The following is a 23,245-nucleotide window of genomic DNA, read 5'->3' on the forward strand; positions in this document are numbered from 1 at the left end:
CGACGGTCAGCGGTACGCGTTGCCGCCGCCCCCGCCGGTGCCGCCCGGCGGCTGCGGGTACCCCTGCGGGGCGCCGTAAACCGACCCCTGCGGCTGCGGCACCTGGCCGGCGTAGGGCGGCTGCTGCGGCGGGAAGTGCTGCGCCCCCGGCCCGTACGGCGGCGGTCCCGGCGGCACGAACCCGCCGCCCCCGCCCCCACCGGGTCCGCCCGGGCCGCCGCTGCCGTTCCCGCGCGACCGCCTGACGATGACGATCACGACTCCGACGATCACCAGCAGGGCGACGAGCCCCGCGATCACGAAGACGTAGCCGGGCGTCCCGCTGTCGTCCTTGCCGGTGTTCGCCACCTGCCCCGGCTTCGCGGCGTCGCCACTGCCCGGCTGCGACGGAGCCGCCGCCGACGGAGCGCCGTCACCCGAACCGGATTCGGCGCGGCCGAGCAGCGGATTCTCCCTGGGCCCGTTGTCCACCGCCGGATTCGCCTTGAGGGCCTCGCGCGGAGAAGCGATGCCGTAGCCGTACCGGTCGTTCGGGACAGCCGACTTGTCGGGCGGCGCCACCGCCGACTTGATCATCCGGTTGATGACCTGCCCGGCCGAGAGGTCCGGGTACTTGGAGCGGACGAGAGCCGCGATCGCCGACACGTAGGCGGTGGCGTCGGAGGTGCCGTTCGCCATTCCATAGGCCGTTGTCGATTTGCGGCTGGTCGAAGCGATATCGACGCCCGGCGCCACCAGGGTGACCTGCGGCCCCCGGTTCGACTTGTCCCAGACGGTTCCCTGCTGATCAACCGCGCCAACGGCAACCACGCCGGGGAAGGCCGCTGGGTAAGCAACCTTGGCCTCGAAGTTCGCGTCATTGCCAGAGCCGGCCACGAGCACGACGTCCTTGGAGACGGCGTAGTTCACCGCCGCGCGGGACTCGGCACTGGCATCGGCACCAAAGGACATGTTGATGACCTTCGCGCCATGGTCCACCGCATAGCGAATCGCGTCCGGCACACCGGCGGCTGAACCTCCGCCTTCGGCCATCCGCGCAAGGCCGACCTTGATCGGCAGAATCTTCGCCTTCGGCGCAAGACCGCTGATGCCCTCCTGGTCACCGTTGCCATGCCCGTGGGCAGCGATGATGCCGGCCATGGCCGTGCCGTGGCCGTCGCTGTCAACATGGCCGTCGGTCTTGTCACCACTGAAGTCAGCACCGGAGAGCACCGAACCGACGAGGTCCTGGTGATCGGCAGTAACACCGCTGTCGATCACGGCAACGATGACGTCCGCGCCCTGGCTGACAGGCCAGACGTCCGTGACAGCGTGATAGTTCTTCAACGCCCACTGGTTATCACGGATGCTGTCGGCAGCGGCTGGTCCTGCTCCCACGCCCCAGATGATGGCTCCGGTGGCCAGCACGGCCATACCGCGCATCGGTCGGCTGGTCGTCAAAGCCTTCGTCACCCCACTCGTCGTTGGCCGCCCGCACCGTCGCTCCGGTGCGGGCGGCCGATCAGCTGTCGGCCCTGGAGCCGGAATCATTCCACCACGTTCGGGTTGACGTGATCCCCCGACACCCAGGTCTCCTCGTCCTCGACCAGGTAGTCGGGGCGGTCCTTGCCCTTCTTCTTGTCCTTCTTGCCGGCCTGCCCGGCCCCCGGCATCCCGTGGCCCTGGCCTGCTGCGCCCTGGCCGCTTCCACCGCGTCCGCGGCCGAGTCCCGAGCCGCCCTCGGTGAAGGCGCCCCGCCGGGAGCCGCCCTCGCCGGCCTCGCCGACGACGCCTCCGCCGCGACGGGTCAGGCTTCCCGAGCGGCCTCCGGCGCCGCGGCCACCGCCCGCCGCACCGGACTCTCCCATGCCGGAACTTCCGAAGGCGCTGCCGCCACGCCCGGTGGTTCCCGAGCCGAGTCCGCCGCCTGCACCACGGCCGGCGCCGGAGCCTCCGGCGGAACCGCCGATCGGCAAGCCGTCGAAGGTCCCGGTGCCACTGAGACCGGAGCCACCGCGCCCCGAACCGCCGCCCGAGATGACACCTGTGCCGCCCGGACCGCCAGCGCCTGCGGACCCACCGGCCCGGCCGCCACCGGCGATGCCGTCGATCCCGGTGGCCGATCCACTCGGCGCCTTGGGGTTGGGTGCCGGATTGGCAGTGCCTCCGGTGATGCCCGAGTCGGTCTTCGGTGCGGGCGAGACCTTGGGCGACGTGACGCTGGTCTGCCTTGGCGACTGCGCTGATGCCCGGGTCGAAGACGAAGCGCCAGTCGAACCCTGGGCGCTGGCAAACCCCATGCCACCGCCCATGATGAGCCCCGCCAAGGCGCTTGCGCCGCCGGAATCCGATGCCGGCAGGTCCCGGTAGTCCTCATCAATGAATCCGGCCGGCGGCGGCTTGAGGAACTGCGTGGCCGCCCGGTACTTGAGCGACAGCGTCTGCATGACCGCGACCGCCTGGGCCTTCTTCTCCTCCGTGACGGTGGTGCGGGTGTCCTCGTCGGTCACGCCGACGGTCGACTTCGCCGCATCGCTGATCCCGTCACCCAACTTGTCCAGGAAACTGGGCTCTTCGGGCATGTCCTGCTTGGCCGCGTCGATCGCCTCGGCCATCATCTGCATCGCCACGGCGGCGTCATTGGCGTAGGACGCTGCACTGTTCACCGAGTTGGCCAGGCCTGACATCTTCGTGTAGAAGGCGTCACTGGTGGTGCCCTCCCATGAGGAAGTGGCGTCGGCCGAGGCAGTGTTGAGCGCGGTCCGGATCTGCTTCAGGCTGTCGGAGGCCCTCCGCCAAGGGTCGCTCGCCGCCATGACGCTGCCCGAGTCCATGCCCTCGACCATGGAGCGCATCTGACCGTGGCTGAAGCTGTTGAAGTTGGTGATGCCGCCTGCGTCGCTCATGGTCGGACGCCTCCCCTGTCCGTGCCGGTACTGCTGCCTTCAAACCTCAACTGATCGCCCCTGAAAGGGACGTGCGAGGTCACCATGACGGTTGCGGGTCGCCGCCGCCGGCCGGCGAGCTGCCACCGGCCGGGCCCTTGGGACCGATCGGGTTCGCCGCGCGGACGGAGTTCGACCGGAGGGAGGCAGTGGTCACCGGCGGGCTGCCGCCGACGGACCAGCCGTCGCTCGAATCGACCTGCAGCGTGCGGGTCGTCTCGTGCTCGTGCTCCTCGTAGTTGTTGGCGGTCGCCTCCGCCTTGCGCTGTGCTTCCTCGATGGCGTCCTGAAGGCCATTCAGCACGGTCCGGAGGCGATCGCGCATCTCCTCGTACTTGGAGTGCAGCGCCTCCGCCTCTGCGAACGTCCCGAAGGCCGAGCGGCCCACGCCGCTCTGGCCGTGCACCTTGGTGCCGCCGGCCGAGGCCTCGAACTCGCTCAGCAGTCCCCGTACCTGCGACGCGAAGGCGCGCAGGCTGTCCACTTCAACGCGGTAGCCGGCGCCGGAGCCGCCGCTCGAACCGCTCCCCGTGCTCACGTCTGTCGTGCCTCCCCCGTACGTCACCACGCCCATATCTCAGGTCCAACCCTTATGTCTAACACATGGCACTCCGCGCCAGAACCACCCCCTCACGCCCGGCCGTCCCGACCCGCCCGCGCCTTCAGGGGCCTGCGCACAGCAGTGCTGATCGACCGTCACCTGACGGCGGCGGCGAGTGCCTGGCGGCAGAGGGTGTCGGCGCGGCGCGTGGTTTCGGGCAGACGGAAGGAGGGGGTGAGGGCGAGGGTGGCGGCCACCGCCTCGTCCAGCCCTATGCGATGGCCGACCGAGACGAAGACCGGCTTGACGCCCTGCCTGGTCCGGACGGCCCTGCCGACCTCCTCGCCCGCGTCGACCAGGGGGTCCACGAACCGCGTTCGGCGCCGGGGAGTCCGTAGGTGAAGGTGAAGGGGTTCTTGGCGACGCCGATCGTGCGCAGCCCGGTCCGCACGCCGAGGTGGCTGGCCAGGCCGAGGCGGCGCGGGTGGGCGAGGCCGTAGCCGTCGCACACCACGAGGTCGGGCTCGACGGTCAGGCCGTCCAACGCTTCGAGGACGGCGGGGATTTCCCGGAACGCGAGCAGGCCGGGGAGGTAGGGGAAGGCGACCGGGCCGACGGCGGTGGCCTGTTCGACGACTTCGAGCGTCGTGTAGTCGAGCAGGACGGCCGCGGCCGCGACCACGTCGCGCTCGTCGTCGTAGGCGACGTCGACCCCGGCGACCAGGGCGCCGGCGGCCGGGGCGGGGCCGGTCGCGGAGACCAGCGGTCGCAGGCGCTGCTGTTCGGCCAAGGCCGTGCTCTCGTCGGTGGGCCAGTCGGCCGGTACGCTCACATCTCCCCCGTGGCACCGCTGCTGATGATTTGACGGTGTTCTGGCGATCACCGTACCTGGCGCGTGCGAGGAGGGGCGCAGCGCAGTGGCATCCCGGGCTGCTTCCCGTGAGCCCGTGCGCCCCTCGTGCCCTGCATATGCCCGGTTAGGCTTGACGTACCGGGCCTCGACCCTGGGTAAAAAGCTTTCGGAGGAGCTCCGGCCTGACGCTCCGCCGACCGGACACCCGACACCTGTGTGAAGGACTGACCGCCATGTCGCGACCGACCCTCGCCCAGCTCAGCACAGGGACTCTCACCGTCGTCGTCGCCACCGTGGCGCTGCTGGCCGTATCGGGCTCGACCGGCGTGCTGGAGGTCGCGGTGCTGGTGGCCTTCGCCATCGCCCTCGGGACGCTCACCACCGCGCTGCTCGTCACCGTGTCGGCCCATCGCACGGCTTCGGCCGACGCGGCGTCGACCCGGCGGCAGTCGCAGCCGCAGGATCGGGAGCAGGCCCGCGACCAGCCCCAGAGCATCGGCCAGCAGCCCGAGTTGGCCCACCAGGGCTGACGCGGCTTCGGACCGGCCGGGCACTGACGCACACCCGGCCGCTCCGGTCTTCCTGCCTCAGCCTGCCACGTCAGACGGTCGACACCACGACGGTCTTGGCGGCCTTGTCGTGGATGCACTGCCGGTACGGCTTGTCGAAGACGCCGAACAGTCCGTCGATCGGCCACCAGAGGCCGCCGCAGCAGATCAGCGCGGGGACGATGAACGTGGCCGCCCTGGTCCAGGCCGCCGACGGGCTCGGGGGCTGCCGTCGATCAGCATCGCGACCCGGACCTTCATCACCTTCTTGCCCAGCGTCTGGCCGTCCCGGCTGAGCATCACTCCCTGGTACACCAGGAAGAGCAGGTAGCCGAGCCAGGTCGCGCCGACCCAGCCGTCCTGCTCGGTGAGGCTGGCGAACGGGAGGACCAGGAGCGCCGCGACGATCTCCACCAGCACGAAGTCCATGACCGTCGCGACGATCCGGCTCGGCCAGCTGCCGAGCGCCGGCATGCCGGGGACGGGACCCGCGCCGGGTGCCGTCGGCGGGGCATCGTGCCGCGGGGGCGGCGGGGGCGCGCCGTACTGGGGCGGCGGCGCGCCGTAGGTGGCGTCGTAGCCGGCGGGAGCGTCCGGACCGGCCGGGCTGTCGTACGGGCTGCCGCCGGCGGGCGGCGGCGGAGGTGCACCGTACGGGTCGGACGGCGCACCCGACGGCGTCCCCCCGTTCGGGGGCTGCTTGTCGAAGGAGGGCTTGTCGCCGCCCTCCGGCTCCTGGCCCGCGGGGCCCGGGGGTCATAGGTGCTCATGACCCGAGTAGAACATCGCAAATCAGGCAAACTCTGGACATTCGGACTGTTTTGGCCTGCTGTCGCACCGGCGCCGCGCCGGGCTCACCGGCCCGACAGAACGGCGCTCAGGCCTTCACCACACGGGTGCGCGCGGCACGGTCGTGCCAGCCACGACGGGCCCTGCGATCGAGCAGCGGCCAGAGCAGTCCGATCGGCACCAGGACCGCGACCTGCCCGACGGCCCATCGGACGAGGGCCCGTCCGAACGGCGGCGTCTGACGCTGCACCGCCCCCGCTGCCGCACCCCGACGGCGCCGCTTCTCCGACGCACCGTTCGCAGGCTTTCCACCCTTCGCGCTGCGGCCGGTGCCGACTGCCCGGGCGTCGACCACCCGCACCCGTGCCAGCCGCTTGCCGAAGGTCTGCCCCGTCCGGGACGTCGGGAGCACCTCGTACAGCAGCCCGAGCACGACCAGCACACCCACCAGAACACCGGCCTTGCCGAGCACGACCCCGTCCACCAGCAGGACCTGGACCTCGTGGCCGGCCGCGAGGAAGCGGCCCGGGCCTGGTCCAGCTTGTCCTGGATGTGTGCGACGGCGGACGCCGCCAGCGGCACACCGGCGGCGACCGCCACCACGGCGACCACCAGGGTGTCGACGATCCGCGCGGCCAACCGCCGGCCGAGGCCGGCCGTCTGGAGGGGCGGCGCCGCGGGCCCGCGGGTGCCCGCCTTCGGCGCCGCAGCCCTCGATCCCGCCCCGGCCGCCGAGGCCGGCGGAGGCACCGGAGCCGGGACCGGGACAGCCCGCGGGACCGGAGCCGGAGCCGGGACAGCCTGCGGTGGCGGGACCGGGGCCTGCGCCGATGCGGGCGCCGCATGAGCACCGGAGCGAGCGGGCACCCCGCCGTCCCGGACCGGGGCTGCCGGGGCTGCCGGTGCAGCCGGTGCAGCCGGTGCCGGTGTCCGGCGGGTCTCCGCAGACACCGACGGCACCGCGGCCTGCTGCTGCGCACTGCCGCCCGGTGCGGGCACGGACCCCGCCTTCTCGCCCGCCCTCCCCACGATCCTGCTGGGTTCCTGTACCGCACCGGCATCGGCCGCGGCGGTGGGCTCCGGCAGAGGGGTGGGCGTCGTCGGGGCGGGCAGCCGGGCCGGGGCGGGGACGTGCGCGGGCGTCGCCTCGGAAGCCGGCGCGGTGTCCGTGGTCGACGCTGCAGCCGCTGCAGGGGCCTTCGGAGCCGCCGGGGAAGCGGCTGCCGGCACCGCACGGGCGGCCGCCCGTCGCTCGCGCTGCGCTCCTCCGTCCCGGTCCGTCCGGGGTGCCCGCACCGGAGCGGGCGCGGGGAAGGACGGTGGGGCGGAGAAGTCCGCGGGGACGGCCGCATCGTGGTCGGCCTCCGACGGGAGCACGCCCCACGACACCCAGCGCGGAGCGGAACCGGTCTCCAGCAGGCCGCGCTGGGCCGCCGGGTCGGCCTGCCAGCCGGACTTCTCGGCCGCTCCCCTCCCAGCGCCCTCCGCAGACCCGTCCGGCCTCTGCGGCACCCCGGCCCTTCGGGCCCATCGCACCCATCGGGCGCCTCCGGCTTCTGCGGAGTCCCGGCCGGCGGCAGCCCCGAGCCGAGCTGCCCCGCGGCCGGCAGACCGGTCGACAGCGCAGCAGGACGATCGGCCGGCCGAACGGCAGGACCGTCGGCGGGCGCGTCGACGGCGCTCGGCCCCGCCGGTGCCCCGGCCTCGTCGGCGGCTGACGCGGCCGGCGACGCAGACGCGGGCGACGGGCCGGACGACGGCCGGTCCCACGGCGACCGTACGGGCTCCAGCACCGCGGCCTCGGACGGGAGCTGGGCGAGGACGGCGCGCGGGCGCAGTTCGAGGTCCTGCTGCGGTTCCATCCGGAAGGTGGCGCCGGCCGAGGTCTCGTCGAAGTAGATGGGGCCGGTCCGGGCCTCCGGGCCCGACAGCGGCAGCGAGGGCCAGTCGGGCATGTCCCGACCCACCGGCCCCGGCGGACGCCCCCGTCCCGGAACCACCGGCGGGGCCGCACCGGCACTCGACGGCGGCAGCGGCGCCTCCCCCGACCGTTCTGGCCCTGCTCCCGGCCGTCCTGCTCCTGCCCCCGTACCTGCTCCTGCGCCTGCTCCTGCCCGTGCGGTGTCGGGGAGGCCGACGCCGGTGGCGGAGCGGCGCTCGGCGGCACGACGTGCGGGGCGTGCCGTCCGACGAAACGCGGCGGCTCCAGGATCTCGCCCTCCGCCGGGGCGGGCCTGGTGGTGCCGGGGACCCAGGCGGTGCCGCCCCAGTAGCGGACGAAGCCCGGGATGGACGGGTCCGGGTAGTAGCCCGGCATGGGACCGACGGCCGTGTCCGCGCCGCCACCGTTGGGCCGGTCCGTCATTCGGTTCTTCCTTTGTCCCGGGCCGGCGCCGCTGGTACCCGCGCCCGCACTCGTACCGGGCCCGCAGCGGGACCGGAGCACAGGCGGACAGTCGCCGGACAGTCACAAAGGGTAGTACGTCCCTGTCGGGGGGCCCGGGAGTTCTCCGGAACTGACCGTTTTCGAAAGAGTGCGCAAAAGCGTGTAAGAACGGCCCAACCGCGGGCTCTCCTCCTCCGAAGGGTCGAACAGAGGACCTGGACGAGAGCTGGAGAGGAACCGGTCATGGAGCAGTCGCCGAGCGTCGTCGAGCTGGAGCTGGGCATGGAGCTCGTGCTGTCACCGGAGCGGAGCGTGCCGGTCCCCGCGCGGCTGTCGTACGGGAGTCACGATCCCTTCGCCGTCCACATCACCTTCCACCTGGACACCGGCACGCCCGTGACCTGGGTCTTCGGCCGGGATCTGTTGGTGGAGGGGACCTTCCGGCCGTGCGGCCAGGGGGACGTGCGGATCTGGCCGACGAGGGCGGGCCGGCGCAGCCTGCTCTGTCTGGCCCTGAGCTCGCCTGCCGGGGACGCGCTGCTGGAGGCGCCGCTGGCGGCGGTGGCGGGCTGGCTGGAGCGTGCGCACCGGCTGGTGCCACCGGGCGGGGAGCTCGCCGCCCTCGACATGGACCACTGCCTCGCAGAGCTCTTGGCGTGAGCGGGACGCTACTCGTACGGGTGATGCGGCGCCCTGGCGTAAACGCTCACCCCTGTGCGGGCGGCTCTCACCCCGGTGCGGACAGCGCTCGCCCGTACCCGGGCGGCGCTCAGCCGACGGGCTGGCGGTCGTCCTGCGATCGCGGGCTCTCCGGCCGGGCGCCGGGCCGCTGCTGAGGCAGCCGGACGAGAGGTTCCCCGGCCGCCCGCCGGCGGGCCGCGACCCGGAACGCCGCGACCGCGAGGAAGGCCGTGCCGGTGAGCGGATACACCGCGGCGGGTACCTGGTGCAGCGCCGGCAGGTGCTGGTCGAGGTCGCCCTTGTGCGGCACGATCCACATCGAGAAGGACAGGAAGGCGAGCAGGGTCAGGGCGAGGATCGGCCGCCAGCGCAGCCGTCGCACCGATGCGGGACGGGACCGCTCGTGCGCGGCCTCGGCGGCGAGCAGGACGAGCATCGGCACGCACCACACCCAGTGGTGGGTCCAGCTGATCGGCGAGATCAGGACGGCGGTGACGGCCGCGCAGCAGACGCCCCAGGCCTCGCCGCGCGGCAGCCAGCGGGCGCTGCGGTGGGCCCAGGCGGCGGTGGCGAGGCCGGCGACGGCGACGACCGCGCCGGCCAGCGTGGCGAGGGTGCCGGGGTCGGCGGTGTGCAGCAGCCGGGCGACGGCCCCGCGGACGGACTGGTTGTCGACGATCTCGGTCTTGCCGACCCGGGACGAGTCGTAGAGGTACTTCGTCCAGAAGCCCCAGGTCGCGCCGGGCAGCACGGCGGCGCCGACCGCGAAGGTGGCGAGGAAGGTCAGCCCGGCGACGAACGCGGCGCGCACCCGGCCGGTGATCAGCAGGTAGACGGCGAACAGGCCCGGGGTGAGCTTGATGCCGGCGGCGATGCCGATGGCGATGCCCTTGGAGCGGCGCCCGTCGGGCCGGTTGAGGTCCCAGAGGATCAGGCAGGCCAGGGCGAGGTTGATCTGCCCGTACCGCAGGGTGGTGAAGACCGGTTCGAGCCAGACGCCGAGCCCTGCGACGAGGACGACACCGATCGGGCGGAGGTCCCGGCGGGGCCAGTCGACCAGGCGGAACGACAGGTGGGCGAGGACGCCGAGCAGGACGACGTTCCCGGCGGTGATGGCCACCCGGAGGAAGCCGAGACCGAACCAGGTGGTCGGGACGAAGAGCATCGCGGCGAACGGCGGATAGGTGGCGGGCAGCTTCCACTCGGTGACCCGCAGCGCGTAGAGGTCCCGGCCGTGGGCGACGGCGGAGCCCTCGGCCCGGTAGACGACCATGTCGACCATGGAGGTGCCGACGAAGTGCCGGACGGTCGCATAGGCGATCAGCGACACCAGGGCCACGGCGCTCGCCACGGCCAGCGGGCGCCGGGGGCGGCCTGTACTGCCGCGCGGGCCGCCCGGGCCGTGTCCGGCACGGAGCGGTACCACCGGTCCGGGGCAGGGGTCTGCTCGGGCTGCCGCTGCGGCGCCCGGCCCGCCTCTCGTACCGTTGTCACTGTCCGCTCCATCTGCCGGTGAACCAGCTAGCGACACTACCGGACCTGGTCCGTGACGCCACCGGCCCGGCGGCCCGACCTGCTGGGACGTAGGGCCCGCAGCAACCCGGAGCGGAAGACGCGGCACCCCCGGGGCACGGGGCTCCGGGGTGCGGCGGCAGTAGGACAGGATGCGGCGGTCAGCCGGCGTAGGCGCCCAGGGCCCGGGTGAAGGCCAGCGGCTGCTGGTCGATGCTGCTGCAGGTGGCGTCGGCGTACGTCTTGGCGCCGCCGGGGCAGGCCTTGTCGCGGGTGCCGGACCACATGGCGAGCCAGGCGAGGTGCTTGCTCTTCGCGAAGTCGGCGAGCTGGCCGGCGTCGGCGACGGTGAAGACCTCGGTGCTGACGTCGTTGACGCCGATCATCGGGGTGACGGCGACCTTCGCCCAGGCGGCGGCGTCGCCCAGGCCGAGGACGCTCTTGACCTGGGCCTGGGTGGCGGTCGCGGCGTCGATCGCGTAGGTGCCCATGCGGCCCTGCGGGTTGGGGGCGACGCCGTCGCCGAAGTCCATCGCCATGATGTTGACGGCGCCGATCTGCACACCGCCGCTCTTGGCGCCGGCGACCAGGTTGATGCCGTCCTGGGTGAGGCCGCTGGGCAGCGCCGGCAGGGTGAAGGACACGTCGAGCGTGCGGCCCTTGGCCGCGGCGTTCTTCTGGAGCTGGGCGATCGCCTGGTCGCGGCGGGTGTTGGCGGCGGAGTCGGCGATCGCCCCGCCCTCGATGTCGAAGTCGATCTTGGTGAGGCCGTAGGCGTCGACGGCCTTCTGGTAGGCGGCGGTCAGGTCGGCGGCGGAGGTGCAGGCGGTGGCGAGCTCGCTTCCGTTGGCGCCGCCGAACGAGACCCGGACATCACCGCCGGCGGCGCGCAGGGCGCCGATCTGGGCGGCCACGGCGTCGGTGGCCAGGTCGCTCACGCCGCCCCACTTGGGGTGCAGCCTCCGCCGGAGACGACGAACGCGAGGGTGTAGTTCTTCACGCCGCTCGCCTTGGCGGTGCCGACCAGGTCGAACGCCGGGTAGAGCGAGGTGTCGACGTACGGGGCGAACGGCGCGCTGCCGGCCGGCGCGGGCGGCACGGTCGCGGTGGGCGTCGGCGAGGCGGTGGGCTTCGTCGTGGCGGTCGCGGTCGGCTTGGCCGTGGGCGTGGCGGTGGCCGTCGGGGTCGGGGCCGCGGTGGTGGGCCGTCCGGTCGGGGTGGGGGTCGGCCCGGTGCCGGTGGCGCAGGAGAGGTTGTTGATCAGGCAGTGGGCGGGCTCGGACTGCGCCCCGCCGGAGCCCTGCACCACGAAGCCGACGTTCACCGTCTTGCCCGGCTCGATGGTCTTGTTCCACGCCTGGGGCTTGACCGTGACGTGCTGGCCCGAGGCGGTGAAGCCGGCGTTCCAGAGCGAGGAGATCTTCGCGCCGGCCGGCAGGTCGAAGCTGAGCGTCCAGTCGTCGATCGTCGCGGACGCCGGGTTGGTGACCACGTACTGGCCGGTGTAGCCGGTCTCCCAGACGCTGGTGCGGCTGTAGACGGCGCCCAGCGAGGCCGCACCGGCGGTGGAGGCGAGGAACGCGATGCCGCCCCCGGCGATCGCCGTGGCGACCACCGCAGAGCCGATGATCTTGCCCTTGCTGCTGCGGCGGTGTCCGCGGCTTCGGGTCTGGTGGCTCGGCATGTCGGCGTACCTCCGCTGGGATGAGGTGGGGCTGTCCAGGTCCTGGCGACCCGGGCGACGCCGACGCTAGCGGGCCGCGCAGGGGAGAAATCCCCAGCTCAGAGACGCGTACGGCTCTCTTAGGGCGCGCTTAAGACAGACCGCCGGACCCTCACGGAACCGTCACGGGAGGCCGCCGCTCAGACGGTCGTCCCCCGGCGGCGGCGCGGCCGGACGCCCCGGCGCCGGGCCGGCCGGTCGGCGGAGGCGACCGGGTGGTTCTGCAGGCGCAGGCGGATCTCCGCGCCGCCGAGGACGGCCGAGCGGCCGAGCGCGAGGTCGCCCCCGGTGGCCTCGGCGAGCTTGCGGACGATGTCCAGGCCGAGGCCGGTGGAGCCCTCGCCGCCGTGCCCGGCGCCGCGCTCGATGGCGGCGTCCGGGTCGGTGAAGCCCGGCCCGGCGTCGCCGACCAGGACGATGACGGAGCTGTCGGTGGCCAGCACGTCCACGGCGAACGGGGTGCCGAACACGGTGTGCCGGAAGACGTTGCCGAGCAGGGCGTCGATCGCGGCGGCGAGGTCGCCGCGCTGGACGGGCACCTGGACGGGCCGGTCGGCGCCGGCGAGCTGCCAGGGCCGGCCCTCGTCCTCGGCGAGCGCGGACCAGAAGCCGACCCGTTCGCGGATCACCTCGGCGGCGTCGCAGCCGATGGCGACGGCGGGGGTCTCCTCCGGGTCGCGGCGGGCCGAGCGGATGATCTGGTCGACCTCGCGTTCGAGCTGGGCCACGGCGTGCCGGGTCGCGTCGGCGGCGTCGCCGTCGCCGAGGGAGGCGGCGTTGAGCCGGAGCACCGTCAGCGGGGTGCGCAGCCGGTGCGAGAGGTCGGCGGCGAGTTCGCGTTCGGCGGCGAGCAGGTGGACGACCCGGTCGGCCATGGTGTTGAAGGCGTGCCCGGCCTCGCGGAGTTCGTCGGGGGCGCCGTGGGCGTGCTCGCCGTCGACGGGGACCCGGACGGCGAGGTTGCCGGAGCCGAGCGAGCGGGCGGCGGAGGCGAGGCGGCGGGCCGAGCCGACGATCCGGGAGCCGAGCCGGTCGGCGACCAGGACGGCGATGGCGACCAGGCCGAGGGCCACCAGGCTGAGCACCAGCCAGGCGGTGGTGACGCCGCGGGTGAGGTCGGCCTCGGCGACGTACACCTCGACGACGGCGATCCGGCCGCCCTCCACGGCGACCGGCTGGAGCAGCGCGTAGCCGCCGGCGACCTTGACGGTGAAGGAGCGGACGCTGCCGCTGCCGTCGCCGCTCGCGGTGGCGAGGTCGCGGGAGCTGGCCCGTCCCTCGCCGACCTGGGCGCCGGACGGCAGGTGGACGGCGATCCGGTCGTGGGCGCCGGCGTCGGTGGAGGCGACGGCGCGGGCGATCGGGTCCTGGTCGGTGGTGATGGCGAGGGCCGGGCCGAGGGCCGCGGCCTGCCGTTCGGCGGCGGTGAACGCGCGGTCGCTGGCGGTCTGCTGGACCATCAGTCCGAGCGGGATGAGGAAGGCCAGCGCGACCATGGTGGTGCCGGCGACGGCCGCCTTGACGAGGGCCCAGCGCAGCGAGCGGGTGACCCGTCTCATGCGCGGCGGCCCACCGGATCGGCGACGGCCTCGGACGGCGCCTCCAGTCGGACGCCGACGCCGCGGACGGTGTGCAGGTAGCGGGGGTTGGAGGCCGTCTCGCCGAGCTTGCGCCGCAGCCAGGACAGGTGGACGTCGATGGTCTGGTCGCCGCCGTAGGTCTGCCGCCACACCTCGGCGAGGATCTCCCGGCGGGGGACGACGACGCCCGGCCGGCCCGCGAGGAAGGCGAGCAGGTCGAACTCACGGCGGGTCAGGTCGAGGGCCCGGCCGTCCAGGGCGGCCTCGCGGCGCTGGACGTCGATGGCGAGTCCGCCGACGCGCAGCACCTGGGGGCGGGCGCGGTGCCGCCGCCGAGCCGGCGCAGCACGGCGGTCATCCGGGCGGTGAGGTGCTCACCGGAGAACGGCTTGACGAGGTAGTCGTCGGCGCCGTCGTTGAGCAGCCGGATGATCTCTGCCTCGTCGTCACGGGCGGTGCAGACGATGACCGGCACGTTGGTCAGGCCGCGGATCATCTTGAGGACCTCGCTGCCGTCGAGGTCCGGCAGACCGAGGTCGAGGATCACGAGGTCGCAGCCGACCTGGGCGACCTCGCGCAGCGCCTCCAGGGCGGTGCCCACGCTCCGTACCGCGTGGCCGGTCTCGGCGAGGTGACGGATCAGCGCGGACCGCACGAAGGGGTCGTCCTCGACGACGAGCACTGTTGCCATGACCCCGCACGGTACGCCATCTGGCGCGATTGGTCTGTACCTCGGGTGCCCTCTCCCGGATTCCTGACGGCTTTCTGCAAGCTTTCACGCGATTGCCGGGCCCGGCGGCCCGCTCCGTCCGGACATGCGGCAGGATGTGCGCACGATGCGGAGCGGACTGGTACAGATCGGGGCCTGGGCGGCGGCCACCGGGGCGGCGGTGGCGCTGTCCTGGTACGGCGTGCACGCCGTACTGGCGGACGCGGCCACCGACCGGCCGCGGGCCGTCCCGCTGCCGTCGGTGCCGGACACCCCGCTGCCGGAGCCGCCGTCGCCGGCCGCCGACCAGCCGTCACCGTCCGCCTCGCCGACCGGATCCGCGAGCGGGTCGGCGAGCGCGCCCGCCGCCTCCCGCTCCGGTGCCGCGGCGTCCGCGAACCCGAGCCGTCCGGCGCAGCCGCGGACGGCGAGCCCGTCGTCGGTGCGCAGCTACGTGGTGCCGGGCGGGCGGGTGGCCCTGGACATCAGCCCGGACGCGGCGACGCTGGTGTCGGCGACGCCGGACGCCGGCTGGCTGATGCAGTACTGGCACGGCGACCAGTGGATGCGCTTCGACTTCACCAAGGACGGCAGCGCGAACTCGGTGTTCGTGACGTGGAACGGGCATCCGCCGGACGTGCAGACGGTCGTCCGCTGAGTCGGGTGGTTCCGGCGACGCCGGGCGCGGTGCGGGGGTGCGCGCTCCGGGGTGTGCGGGAGCGTGGCGCGGCGCACGGCACCGCGCAACTGTTCCGTTTCCGCCTGGGCAAGGCGTGCCGGGCGGACGGACAATGACCCCATCCACTGGACAGATTGCCCATCGGACGGAGCCGCCGTGCACTCCCCAACGACGCCGTCGACGCCCTCGACGGCAAGCTCATCCGGCTGCTCAGCGAGGAGCCGCGGATCGGGGTGCTGGAGTGTTCGCGCCGGCTCCAGGTGGCCCGCGGCACGGTGCAGGCCCGGCTGGACCGGCTGCAGGCGCGCGGGGTGATCGGCGGCTTCGGGCCGCAGGTCGACCCGGCCGCGCTGGGCTACCCGGTGACGGCGTTCGCCACGCTGGAGATCTCGCAGGGCCAGGGGGTCGACGTACGGGCCCATCTGTCGGCCGTGCCCGAGGTGTTGGAGCTGCACACGATCACCGGGCAGGGCGACATGCTGGTGCGGATCGTGGCCCGTTCCAACGCGGACCTGCAGCGGGTGATCGACCGGGTGGTGGGCTTCGACGGGATCGTCCGGGCGTCGACGGCGATCGCGTTGGAGAACCCAGTGCCGTACCGGATCCTGCCGCTGGTGGAGCAGGCCTCCCTGGAGTGACCGCGGGGCCGGGTCAGCAGCTGGGTACGGCGTGGCCGCCGGCGAGGGCGGTGAGCGAGGCGACGGCGTCGGAGAGCGTGGTGACCGGGATCAGCCGCAGCCCCGCGGGGGTGTTGACCTTGGCGTCGGAGCACTCGGCGACCGGCACCAGGAAGACGGTGGCGCCGTCCCGGGCGGCGGCCCGGGTCTTGAGCGGGATGCCGCCGACCGCGCCGATGACGCCCTGGTCGTCGATGGTGCCGGTGCCGGCCACGACGCGGCCGCCGGTGAGGTCGCCGCCGTGACCGTCGCCGGCGATCTTGTCGATGATGCCGAGGCTGAGCATCTGGCCGGCGCTGGGGCCGCCGATATCCCCGAGGTCGAGCTTCACGGTGACCTGGGAGGGCGACAGGTGGAGGTAGGCCAGGGCGGCGGCGGTGGCGCTGTCCTGGGACTGCGTCATCTGCCGGGCGGTCTCCTGTTCGGCCTTGCCCGGGTTCTGCTGGGGGTAGACGGCCTCGCTGGGCAGCACCGCCTCGTCGGGGCGGATCCAGGCCTTGAGCGCCGTCCAGAAGCTGATCTTCTGGCCGGCGCTGGTGGCGGAGATGGTGGTGGCGCGCAGCTGCCCGGTGGTCGTCCGGGTGGGCGTTCCGGTGATCGTGATGACCGGGACGCCGTGGTAGTCGCCGAGGGTGTCCACGGTGACGCCCGGCTGGGTGAGGGTGAACGGCAGCGGCACGAACGCCGTCACCGCGAAGAGCGCCGCGACCAGGACACCGCACAGCGCCAGGGCGCGGGTCTTGGGGGCGGTCAGGGCCGGGGGCAGCTTCGCAGGAGACACATCCCGCATCGAACCACACCGGACGCGGTCCGCTCACACCGTCGTCCGCCCGCGGGGCGGCGCGTCGGGGACGCTCCGCCCCGGGCGGCCGCGGCGGACCGCGGCCGCGACGGTCCCTCAGCGCAGGGCGTCGGCCACCTCGGTGGCGGCCTCCACCACGCGCGGGCCGACCCGCTCGGGGACGAGTCCGTTGAGCATCACCACGCCGACGCTGCCCTCGATGCCGCTCAGGCCGAGCAGGGCGGCGGCGGCGCCGCTGGCACCGGACTGCTCCTCCGCGCGGGTGATCACGAAGCCCTGGTCGGGGCGGCGCTGGTTCGGGAAGCCGCGGGCCTCCAGGATGGCCCGGCCGGCGGCGCTCTCATCGAGCGGGTGGCGCAGTCCGGTGCGGTAGGCGACGTGGAAATCCGTCCAGCTGGGCTCGACCACGGCGACGGCGAGCGCCTCGTTGCCGTCGACCAGGGTGAGGTGGGCGGTGGCGCCGAGGTCCTCGGCGAGGCTGCGCAGCGCCGGGAGTGCGGCCTCCCGCAGCAGCGGGTGGACGCGGTGGGCGAGCCGGAGCACGCCGAGGCCGACTCTGGCCCGGCCTCCGATGTCGCGGCGGACGAGGCCGTGCTGCTCCAGGGTGGCGAGCAGGCGGTAGACCACGGTGCGGTTGACGGCGAGCCGGGCGGCGAGCTCGGTCACGGTCAGGCCGCGCTCCGAGTCGGCGAGCAGTTTCAGTACTCGGACGCCCCGGTCCAGGGTCTGGGATGTTTCGGCAGTCACGACGCGCAAGTCCTTTCCGCGGCGGTCACCGGCGCCGGGCTCGGGCCGGGACGGGAGGTGTCACGCGCAGGTGGGTGTCCGCGCTGGAGCAGGTCTCGGCGTCATCGGCGAGGGCACGGCTCCGCGATGCCCGTCTCGGTCCTGGGTCGGCGCGCGAGAGAGCGTGGGGGAAAGGTAGTGAACGCGGTGCGCCGCGCGATAGTGGTTGTCCAAAATTCGGTCATCATCCGAGGAAACTGGTGGACCGAATCGGGGCAAATCGCCCATAAGCAGGGGCCGCACCGGCCATGTGTTCGATATCTGACCGGAGTCCGGACACACCGCGGCCGGAGCCCCCACGGGGACTCCGGCCGTCGGGCGGGTCGGTCAGGCGGTGGCCCACTCCCGGATCCTGGCGATCCGGGCCCGGAGCTGGTTGGCGGTCGCCTGCGCGGTGAGCGGACCGCCGCACTGGCGGCGCAGCTCGTTGTGGACGGTGCCGTGCGGCTGGTTGGTGCGGTGGTGCCAGGCGGCGACCAGCGCGTTCAGCTCCTTGCGCAGCTCGCGCAGCTCCTGGTGGGTCACCACCGGCCGCTGCTCGGCGGGCAGCTCGATCAGGTCGGCCTCCTCGGCCGGCTTGGCCTTGGAGCGCTGGATCTGCCGGTGCTGGCGCTTCTGGAGCAGCATCTGGACCTGGTCCGGCTCCAGCAGGCCCGGGATGCCGAGGTACTCCTCCTCCTCCTCGCTGCCCGGGTGCGCCTGCATGCCGAACTCCATGGCGTTGTACAGCACCCGGTCGAAGACCGCCTCGCTGCCCAGCGCCTCGTAGGAGAACTCCTCGCCGCCCGCGGTGTCCGCGCCGTCATTGGCCCGCTCGGCCTCGGCGAGCAGCCGGTCCTCCTCGTCGAAGAGGCCGTCGCCCTCCTTCTTCGGCCGGTCCAGCACGTGGTCGCGCTGGAGCTCCATCTCGTTGGCGAAAGAGAGCAGCATCGGGATGGTCGGCAGGAAGACGGACGCGGTCTCGCCGCGCTTGCGGGCGCGCACGAAACGGCCGACGGCCTGGGCGAAGAACAGCGGGGTGGAGATCGAGGTGGCGTACACGCCGACGGCCAGCCGGGGCACGTCGACGCCCTCGGACACCATGCGGACGGCGACCATCCAGCGGGAGTCCCCGGCCGCGTAGTCGGAGATCCGCTGGGAGGCCTCGCTCTCGTCGGAGAGCACCACGGTGGCCTTCTCGCCGGTGATCTCGCGGAGGATCTTGGCGTAGGCGCGGGCCACGTTCTGGTCGGTGGCGATGACCAGCCCGCCGGCGTCGGGGATCGCCTTGCGGACCTCGGTGAGCCGCCGGTCGGCGGCCTGGAGGACGGCGGGGATCCACTCGCCCTGCGGGGCGAGCGCGGTGCGCCAGGCCTGCGCGATCAGGTCCTTGGTCATCGGTTCGCCGAGCCGGGCCTCCAGCTCGTCGCCGGCCTTGGTGCGCCAGCGCATGTTGCCGCTGTACGAGAGGAAGATCACCGGGCGGACGACGTGGTCGGCGAGCGCGTGGCCGTAGCCGTAGGTGTAGTCGGCGACGGACTTGCGCAGACCGTCGGTGTCGGCCTCGTACGCGACGAACGGGATCGGGTTGGTGTCCGAGCGGAACGGCGTACCGGTCAGCGCGAGCCGGCGGGTGGCCGGCTCGAAGGCCTCGAAGCAGGCCTCGCCCCAGGACTTGGAGTCGCCCGCGTGGTGGATCTCGTCCATGATCACGAGGGTCTTGCGGGCCTCGGTGCGGTTGCGGTGCAGCATCGGGTTGACCCCGACGCCCGCGTAGGTGACGACGATGCCCTGGTAGTCCTTGGAGAGCGGCCCGGAGGAGTACGCCGGGTCCAGCCGGATGCCTATCCGGGCGGCCGCCTCGGCCCACTGCTTCTTCAGGTGCTCGGTCGGCGCGACGACCGTGATCTGCTGCACCAGGTGGTTGTGCAGCAGGTACGAGGCGAGGGTGAGCGCGAAGGTGGTCTTGCCGGCGCCCGGGGTGGCGACCGCGAGGAAGTCGCGCGGCTGCTTCTCGACGTACCTGTCCAGGGCGGCCTGCTGCCAGGCACGCAGCTTCCCGGCCGTGCCCCAGGGGGCGCGGCCGGGAAAGGCGGGCGACAGGTGGTGCGAGGCGTTGCTCGTGCCGGACGGACGGACGGGCGTGTGCTGCGCGGCGTCGGAGAACAGCGGCGACATCGGCGAGGCGGCGGCGGTACTCACGGGCTCCGGAGGGGATCGTCGCAGGTCAGGGCAGTCTTCGCGGCCCCAGCCCGCAGTCGGGCGGCGGTCGGACAACCAGCCCAGCCTACCGGGCCGCGCCGCGGGACCGGTTCAGACTCGGCCGTCGTGGAGGGCGCGCAGCCGCCGGGAGATCGCCGCCGGGTCGGTCAGTTCGCCGGCCGCGACGGCCACCACCAGGTCGTACGCCGCCTCCTGGTCGACCACGGCCATGTCGACGCCGTTGAGGTCGAGGAAGACCACGGTGCCCATCCAGGCGGTCCGCTTGTTGCCGTCGATCAGGGGGTGGTTGGCGGCCAGCGCGTGCAGCAGCGCCCCGGCCTGCTCGAACAGCCCCGGGTAGGCCCGGAAGCCGAACATCTCGGCGCGCGGCCGGTGGGCGGCGGAGGCCAGCAGGCCCGGCTCCCGGACTTCGGCCGGGCGCCCCTGGCAGGCGAATCCTGCGAGCTCCAGCAGCTCGGGAACGTCGAGGTGGATCACTCCCCCAGCCTCCTCAGCAGCTCGGCGTGGCAGGCGGCGTACTTGGCGCCGAGGCGGCGGATCTCGGCCGCCGACGGCCGCTCCCCGGGTCGGCCGGATCCCGCCCCCTCGGACGGCGCCGGGACGGAACCGGGACGACTCGGTCCGTGGTCGTACGGGTCGTCGCTCATACCGGGGACCCTACGGGTGCGGGGCCGTCCGTGTAACGCGGATTTTTCCTGCACGTGTGATGCAGCTCACATGGAACCGGAGTAATCTCGGACGCTCGGCCGACTCTCCTCCCCGGGCGGCGCAGCCGCCCCGTCGTCACACAACCCTCACACGTCACACGTTCTGCTTCACACCCTCTGGGCAGGACCCCTCCGGGAGGAACCGACATGTCCGCTGCGCCCCTCACCGTCGAACAGGTCGTCGAAGCACGCCTCTTCGTCTCCGCTCACCGCACCGCCCCGCTGCACGTCACGCTGCGCTACCGCTCGGACGATCCGCTGGCCGTCCGGATGGTCTTCCCCGCCGAGTTCTCGCTGGACGGCGACGAGTTGCCGGAGCCCCCGCCGGAGATCGAGTGGGTCTTCGCCCGGCAGCTGCTCGCGGCCGGCCTGGACCTGCCGTCCGGGGTGGGCGACGTCCACATCCGCCCGGCCGTCGGCCGGTGGACGATGGTCGAGCTGCGCGCCGCCGAGGGCGTCGCCCTGCTCCAGTTCGGCGCCTCCGACCTGCGGCGCTTCGTGTGGGAGAGCTACCGGACGGTGCCGGAGGGCTTCGAGGGGCAGTACCTGGACGCCGACCGCGCCCTGTCCGAACTGCTCGGCTGACCACCCGCCAGCCGGGTCAGGCCGAGAGGCGGCGCATCAGCCGCACCCCCTGGCCCGGCGTCATGTGCGGCAGGTACGCCTTGCCGATCGCCCGGGTGATGGCGGGCAGCGCCGCCGGGTCCGGATAGACCATGTACAGAGGCCGGTACTCGGGCTGGAACTTCGCCTTGAAGGCGAGCAGCGAGCGGAAGCCGTAGACCGGCTCCAGGACCCGACCGATCCAGTCCAGCATCCGCTGCAGCGCGGTGGGCGGCCCGCCGCGGTCGGAGCGGGCCAGCGGCGCCCCGGACAGGCTCATGAACCGCGCGCCCTCCTCCTTGAAGCCCAGCGCCGCCGAGGCGATCAGGAACTCCATCACCCCGCGGAACCCCTCCGCGCGCCGCCGCATGAAGTCCAGCGTCCAGCCGACCGGCTCACCCTCCCCGTACACCGGCATCCAGCTGGTCAGGCCGTGCACGGTGCGGTCGGCGTCCACCGCGACCAGCATCCGCACCGCCGGGTCGTCCAGCTCCGCCAGGCCGCCGAGGGTGAACCCCATCTCCGGCAGGCCCTTGTCGGAGACCCACTCCTCGGAGATCGACCGGATCTGGTCGCGGATGCCGATCGGCGCCTCCCGGTAGGTCCACCACTCGGCGGTGATGCCCTGCTTGCCGGCCTTGTTCAGCGAGGTGCGGATGTCCTGCCACTTCTTGCCGGTGAACGCCAGGTCCGGCAGCGCGACCACGGTGTCCTCGGCGACCTGGAGCGAGCGCCAGCCGAGCCCCTCGGCGTCCTCACGGGCCTGCTCGGTGACGCTGTAGAAGCAGGGTGTCCAGCCCCGGCCGTCGCAGTACCGGGCGAACCCGGCGACCGCGTGCCGCCGGGCCTCGGGCTCGCCGAAGGGGTCGCCGGTGGTCAGCGCCACGGTCGCGATCACCCGGTACGGCACCGCGGCCGTCCCCGCCTCGTCGAACCAGTAGTGGTTGCCGTCCCAGGTGGACAGGAAGGACAGCGTGGAGCCGCCGTGGGCGGCGAGCAGCGCCCGCGCGCGGACGGCGTCCTCGGCGTCCACGTGCACGGCCGGCCGCCGGAAGGCGACCAGCAGGGCGACCAGGGTGACGGCCCAGAACACCGTGCCGGCGGCGATCTCCAGCGCCTGCGCGCCGCCACCCGCGGCGATCGGGCGGTCGGGCAGCAGACCGTCGTAGGCGGGCGGCAGCAGCTCCGCGGGCAGGCCGCGGGCCAGCGCCGCGGCCGTCGCGTCCGGCTCGTACTGGTCGGCGACCAGCAACCCGACGCCGATGTACGCGCCGCAGCACAGCACCAGGGCGCCGCCCACCACGATCACCAGCCACCGCTGCACCGTGCGGGCGAGCCGCTGGTCGAAGCTGCGCCGGGTCAGCACCAGCAGGACGAGGACGGCCGCGGGCAGCAGCAGGGCCTCGCCGACCAGCTCGAACAGGTACCCGGTGCCGCCGTCCTGCGAGACGTCGTCGTAGTTGATCGCCAGCAGCCACGACAGCACGCCGACCCAGGCCAGCTCGGTGGCCACGGTGATCCACCAGGCCGTCCGCAGCCCCCGGCGCAGCCCCTCGGCGAGGACGAGCAGCAGCACCGGCACCAGCGCCGCCATCAGCCGGCCCGGCGAGTCCAGGAAGCGGACGGTGGAGTGCGCCCGGGCGCACGCCTGCGCCGAGTCCCGGCAGGCCGCGGCGACCTCGGCGCCGGAGGGCACGTGCGAGAAGTACAGGCCGGCGAAGGTGTTGAAGGGGCCGATCGCGTCCCGGTAGAGCGAGGCGACCAGCGGCCCGATCGCGGTGGCGGCCAGGGTGAGGGCGACCAGCACCCGGGTCTCGGCGTGCGAGGCGCGGCGCGGGCGGCGGCTGCGTCCGCGGTGCATCAGCGCCCCGGCGGCGAGCCCGGCGAGGGCCGCGGCGACCCGCTGCACCCCTGCAGGTGGCCGACGTAGAGCATGAGGACGAGCGGGACGAGGACGACGACCAGCCGCAGCCTGCGGCGCCACAGCACGGTGAGCCGGTAGCTGACCACCCCGCCCAGCGCGAACAGCCCGATGGTCGGCCCCACCGCGATCTGGTCCTGGATCTCCTGGGTCCAGCCGAGCCCGGCGGCGACGCCGACGCGGACGGCGGCGGTGCCCAGCAGCGTCCCGGCGACCTGTCCGCCGAGCAGCACGGCAGCCGTGACGGCCGTCCCCAGCCGCAGCTCGGCGAACGGCCCGAACACCGCCAGCAGCAGGCCGGTGACCACGTACGAGCCGATGCCCGAGCACCAGAACAGTGAACTCACCGGGGTCCACCAGTGCCCGGCGGCGAGGCTGGGGATGCCGACGCCGACGTTCGGCAGCAGCGCGGGCGAGGGCCCGGTGCCGAGGCTGCCGGTGGCGGCGCCCACCACCCACAGGGCGGCCAGCAGGGCCAGCGTGAGCGGGGCCCGGCGCAGCTGCGCCGCGAGGACGGCGAGCAGCCACGGGGCGCGTCCGCCGTCCTGGGGCCGCGGCCGGACGGGCGCCGGGTCGGTCACGGGGGCGGTGCGGTCGGTCATGGGGTCCGTCCCGTCTGGTG

General features: G+C 73.6%; 19 protein-coding genes and 4 pseudogenes. 5 read left to right on the plus strand and 18 right to left on the minus strand.

Annotated elements, in window-relative coordinates; translation table 11 throughout:
* Positions 1-6: 6 nt before the first annotated feature.
* The 4 genes and pseudogenes from mycP to ABEB13_RS16220 form a co-directional block, all read right to left on the minus strand.
* The gene (mycP, locus tag ABEB13_RS16205; RefSeq protein ID WP_345706083.1) at positions 7-1,413 is read right to left on the minus strand and encodes a type VII secretion-associated serine protease mycosin; all 1,407 of its coding nucleotides are present in this window, start codon (positions 1,411-1,413) and stop codon (positions 7-9) included.
* Positions 1,414-1,526: 113 nt separating this feature from the next.
* A complete protein-coding gene (locus ABEB13_RS16210) occupies positions 1,527-2,885 on the minus strand; it encodes a PPE domain-containing protein (protein WP_345706084.1) in 1,359 nt (452 codons plus the stop codon).
* 79 nt (positions 2,886-2,964) lie between these two features.
* Entirely contained in the window at positions 2,965-3,498 is a 534-nt protein-coding gene (locus ABEB13_RS16215; protein WP_345706085.1) for a hypothetical protein, read from the minus strand.
* Between the two features lie 122 nt (positions 3,499-3,620).
* Positions 3,621-4,297, minus strand: a pseudogene (locus ABEB13_RS16220) (endonuclease V).
* A gap of 254 nt (positions 4,298-4,551) precedes the next feature.
* Here ABEB13_RS16220 and ABEB13_RS16225 point away from each other — a divergent pair.
* Positions 4,552-4,848 (plus strand): hypothetical protein, encoded by a 297-nt coding sequence (locus ABEB13_RS16225; RefSeq protein ID WP_345706086.1) that lies wholly within the window; start codon positions 4,552-4,554, stop codon positions 4,846-4,848.
* A 186-nt stretch (positions 4,849-5,034) separates the two neighbouring features.
* Here ABEB13_RS16225 and ABEB13_RS16230 read toward each other — a convergent pair whose 3' ends face one another.
* From ABEB13_RS16230 to ABEB13_RS16240, 3 genes and pseudogenes are all read right to left on the minus strand, one after another.
* On the minus strand, positions 5,035-5,340 hold the full coding sequence (locus tag ABEB13_RS16230; protein WP_345706087.1) for an RDD family protein: 306 nt from the start codon (positions 5,338-5,340) through the stop codon (positions 5,035-5,037).
* Between the two features lie 403 nt (positions 5,341-5,743).
* Complete coding sequence (locus tag ABEB13_RS16235) at positions 5,744-6,139, minus strand: RDD family protein (protein ID WP_345710009.1); 396 nt, start codon at positions 6,137-6,139, stop codon at positions 5,744-5,746.
* 1,746 nt (positions 6,140-7,885) lie between these two features.
* A pseudogene (locus tag ABEB13_RS16240) lies at positions 7,886-8,020 on the minus strand (DUF2510 domain-containing protein); the annotation flags it as partial.
* 264 nt (positions 8,021-8,284) lie between these two features.
* Here ABEB13_RS16240 and ABEB13_RS16245 point away from each other — a divergent pair.
* The gene (locus ABEB13_RS16245) at positions 8,285-8,701 is read left to right on the plus strand and encodes an SsgA family sporulation/cell division regulator (protein WP_345706088.1); all 417 of its coding nucleotides are present in this window, start codon (positions 8,285-8,287) and stop codon (positions 8,699-8,701) included.
* Positions 8,702-8,810: 109 nt separating this feature from the next.
* On the opposite strand, the gene ABEB13_RS16250 is transcribed toward ABEB13_RS16245, so the two are convergent.
* From ABEB13_RS16250 to ABEB13_RS16265, 4 genes and pseudogenes are all read right to left on the minus strand, one after another.
* Positions 8,811-10,073: a glycosyltransferase 87 family protein gene (locus tag ABEB13_RS16250; protein WP_345706089.1), complete on the minus strand. Its 1,263-nt coding sequence runs from the start codon at positions 10,071-10,073 to the stop codon at positions 8,811-8,813.
* A 322-nt stretch (positions 10,074-10,395) separates the two neighbouring features.
* A pseudogene (locus ABEB13_RS16255) lies at positions 10,396-11,918 on the minus strand (glycoside hydrolase family 18 protein).
* Positions 11,919-12,097: 179 nt separating this feature from the next.
* On the minus strand, positions 12,098-13,495 hold the full coding sequence (locus ABEB13_RS16260; protein ID WP_345709690.1) for a sensor histidine kinase: 1,398 nt from the start codon (positions 13,493-13,495) through the stop codon (positions 12,098-12,100).
* 17 nt (positions 13,496-13,512) lie between these two features.
* Positions 13,513-14,228, minus strand: a pseudogene (locus ABEB13_RS16265) (response regulator transcription factor).
* Between the two features lie 145 nt (positions 14,229-14,373).
* Here ABEB13_RS16265 and ABEB13_RS16270 point away from each other — a divergent pair.
* Positions 14,374-14,904, plus strand: coding sequence for a hypothetical protein (locus tag ABEB13_RS16270; protein WP_345706090.1), 531 nt, complete (start codon positions 14,374-14,376; stop codon positions 14,902-14,904).
* A 161-nt stretch (positions 14,905-15,065) separates the two neighbouring features.
* On the plus strand, positions 15,066-15,563 hold the full coding sequence (locus tag ABEB13_RS16275) for an Lrp/AsnC family transcriptional regulator (RefSeq protein ID WP_345709691.1): 498 nt from the start codon (positions 15,066-15,068) through the stop codon (positions 15,561-15,563).
* Positions 15,564-15,576: 13 nt separating this feature from the next.
* Here ABEB13_RS16275 and ABEB13_RS16280 read toward each other — a convergent pair whose 3' ends face one another.
* The 5 genes from ABEB13_RS16280 to ABEB13_RS16300 form a co-directional block, all read right to left on the minus strand.
* Positions 15,577-16,383, minus strand: coding sequence for a hypothetical protein (locus ABEB13_RS16280; protein ID WP_380231459.1), 807 nt, complete (start codon positions 16,381-16,383; stop codon positions 15,577-15,579).
* Positions 16,384-16,500: 117 nt separating this feature from the next.
* Positions 16,501-17,151, minus strand: a complete 651-nt coding sequence (locus ABEB13_RS16285) for an IclR family transcriptional regulator (protein WP_345706091.1) — start codon at positions 17,149-17,151, stop codon at positions 16,501-16,503.
* A 366-nt stretch (positions 17,152-17,517) separates the two neighbouring features.
* Positions 17,518-19,347: a DEAD/DEAH box helicase gene (locus tag ABEB13_RS16290; protein WP_345709693.1), complete on the minus strand. Its 1,830-nt coding sequence runs from the start codon at positions 19,345-19,347 to the stop codon at positions 17,518-17,520.
* 135 nt (positions 19,348-19,482) lie between these two features.
* On the minus strand, positions 19,483-19,869 hold the full coding sequence (locus tag ABEB13_RS16295; protein ID WP_345706092.1) for a type II toxin-antitoxin system death-on-curing family toxin: 387 nt from the start codon (positions 19,867-19,869) through the stop codon (positions 19,483-19,485).
* Positions 19,866-20,039: a hypothetical protein gene (locus ABEB13_RS16300; protein WP_345706093.1), complete on the minus strand. Its 174-nt coding sequence runs from the start codon at positions 20,037-20,039 to the stop codon at positions 19,866-19,868. The genes ABEB13_RS16295 and ABEB13_RS16300 overlap by 4 nt, the downstream gene beginning before the upstream one ends.
* Positions 20,040-20,246: 207 nt before the next feature.
* Here ABEB13_RS16300 and ABEB13_RS16305 point away from each other — a divergent pair, with 207 nt between their 5' ends.
* Positions 20,247-20,684 (plus strand): SsgA family sporulation/cell division regulator, encoded by a 438-nt coding sequence (locus ABEB13_RS16305; RefSeq protein WP_100889988.1) that lies wholly within the window; start codon positions 20,247-20,249, stop codon positions 20,682-20,684.
* A gap of 16 nt (positions 20,685-20,700) precedes the next feature.
* On the opposite strand, the gene ABEB13_RS16310 is transcribed toward ABEB13_RS16305, so the two are convergent.
* Together ABEB13_RS16310 and ABEB13_RS16315 are read right to left on the minus strand one after the other, a co-directional pair.
* The gene (locus ABEB13_RS16310) at positions 20,701-22,611 is read right to left on the minus strand and encodes a bifunctional lysylphosphatidylglycerol flippase/synthetase MprF (protein ID WP_345706094.1); all 1,911 of its coding nucleotides are present in this window, start codon (positions 22,609-22,611) and stop codon (positions 20,701-20,703) included.
* Complete coding sequence (locus ABEB13_RS16315; protein WP_345706095.1) at positions 22,563-23,225, minus strand: rhomboid family intramembrane serine protease; 663 nt, start codon at positions 23,223-23,225, stop codon at positions 22,563-22,565. The genes ABEB13_RS16310 and ABEB13_RS16315 overlap by 49 nt, the downstream gene beginning before the upstream one ends.
* Positions 23,226-23,245: the final 20 nt, after the last annotated feature.

The sequence above is a fragment of the Kitasatospora paranensis genome, from assembly GCF_039544005.1.
In the GTDB taxonomy this organism is placed as follows: Bacteria; Actinomycetota; Actinomycetes; order Streptomycetales; family Streptomycetaceae; genus Kitasatospora; species Kitasatospora paranensis.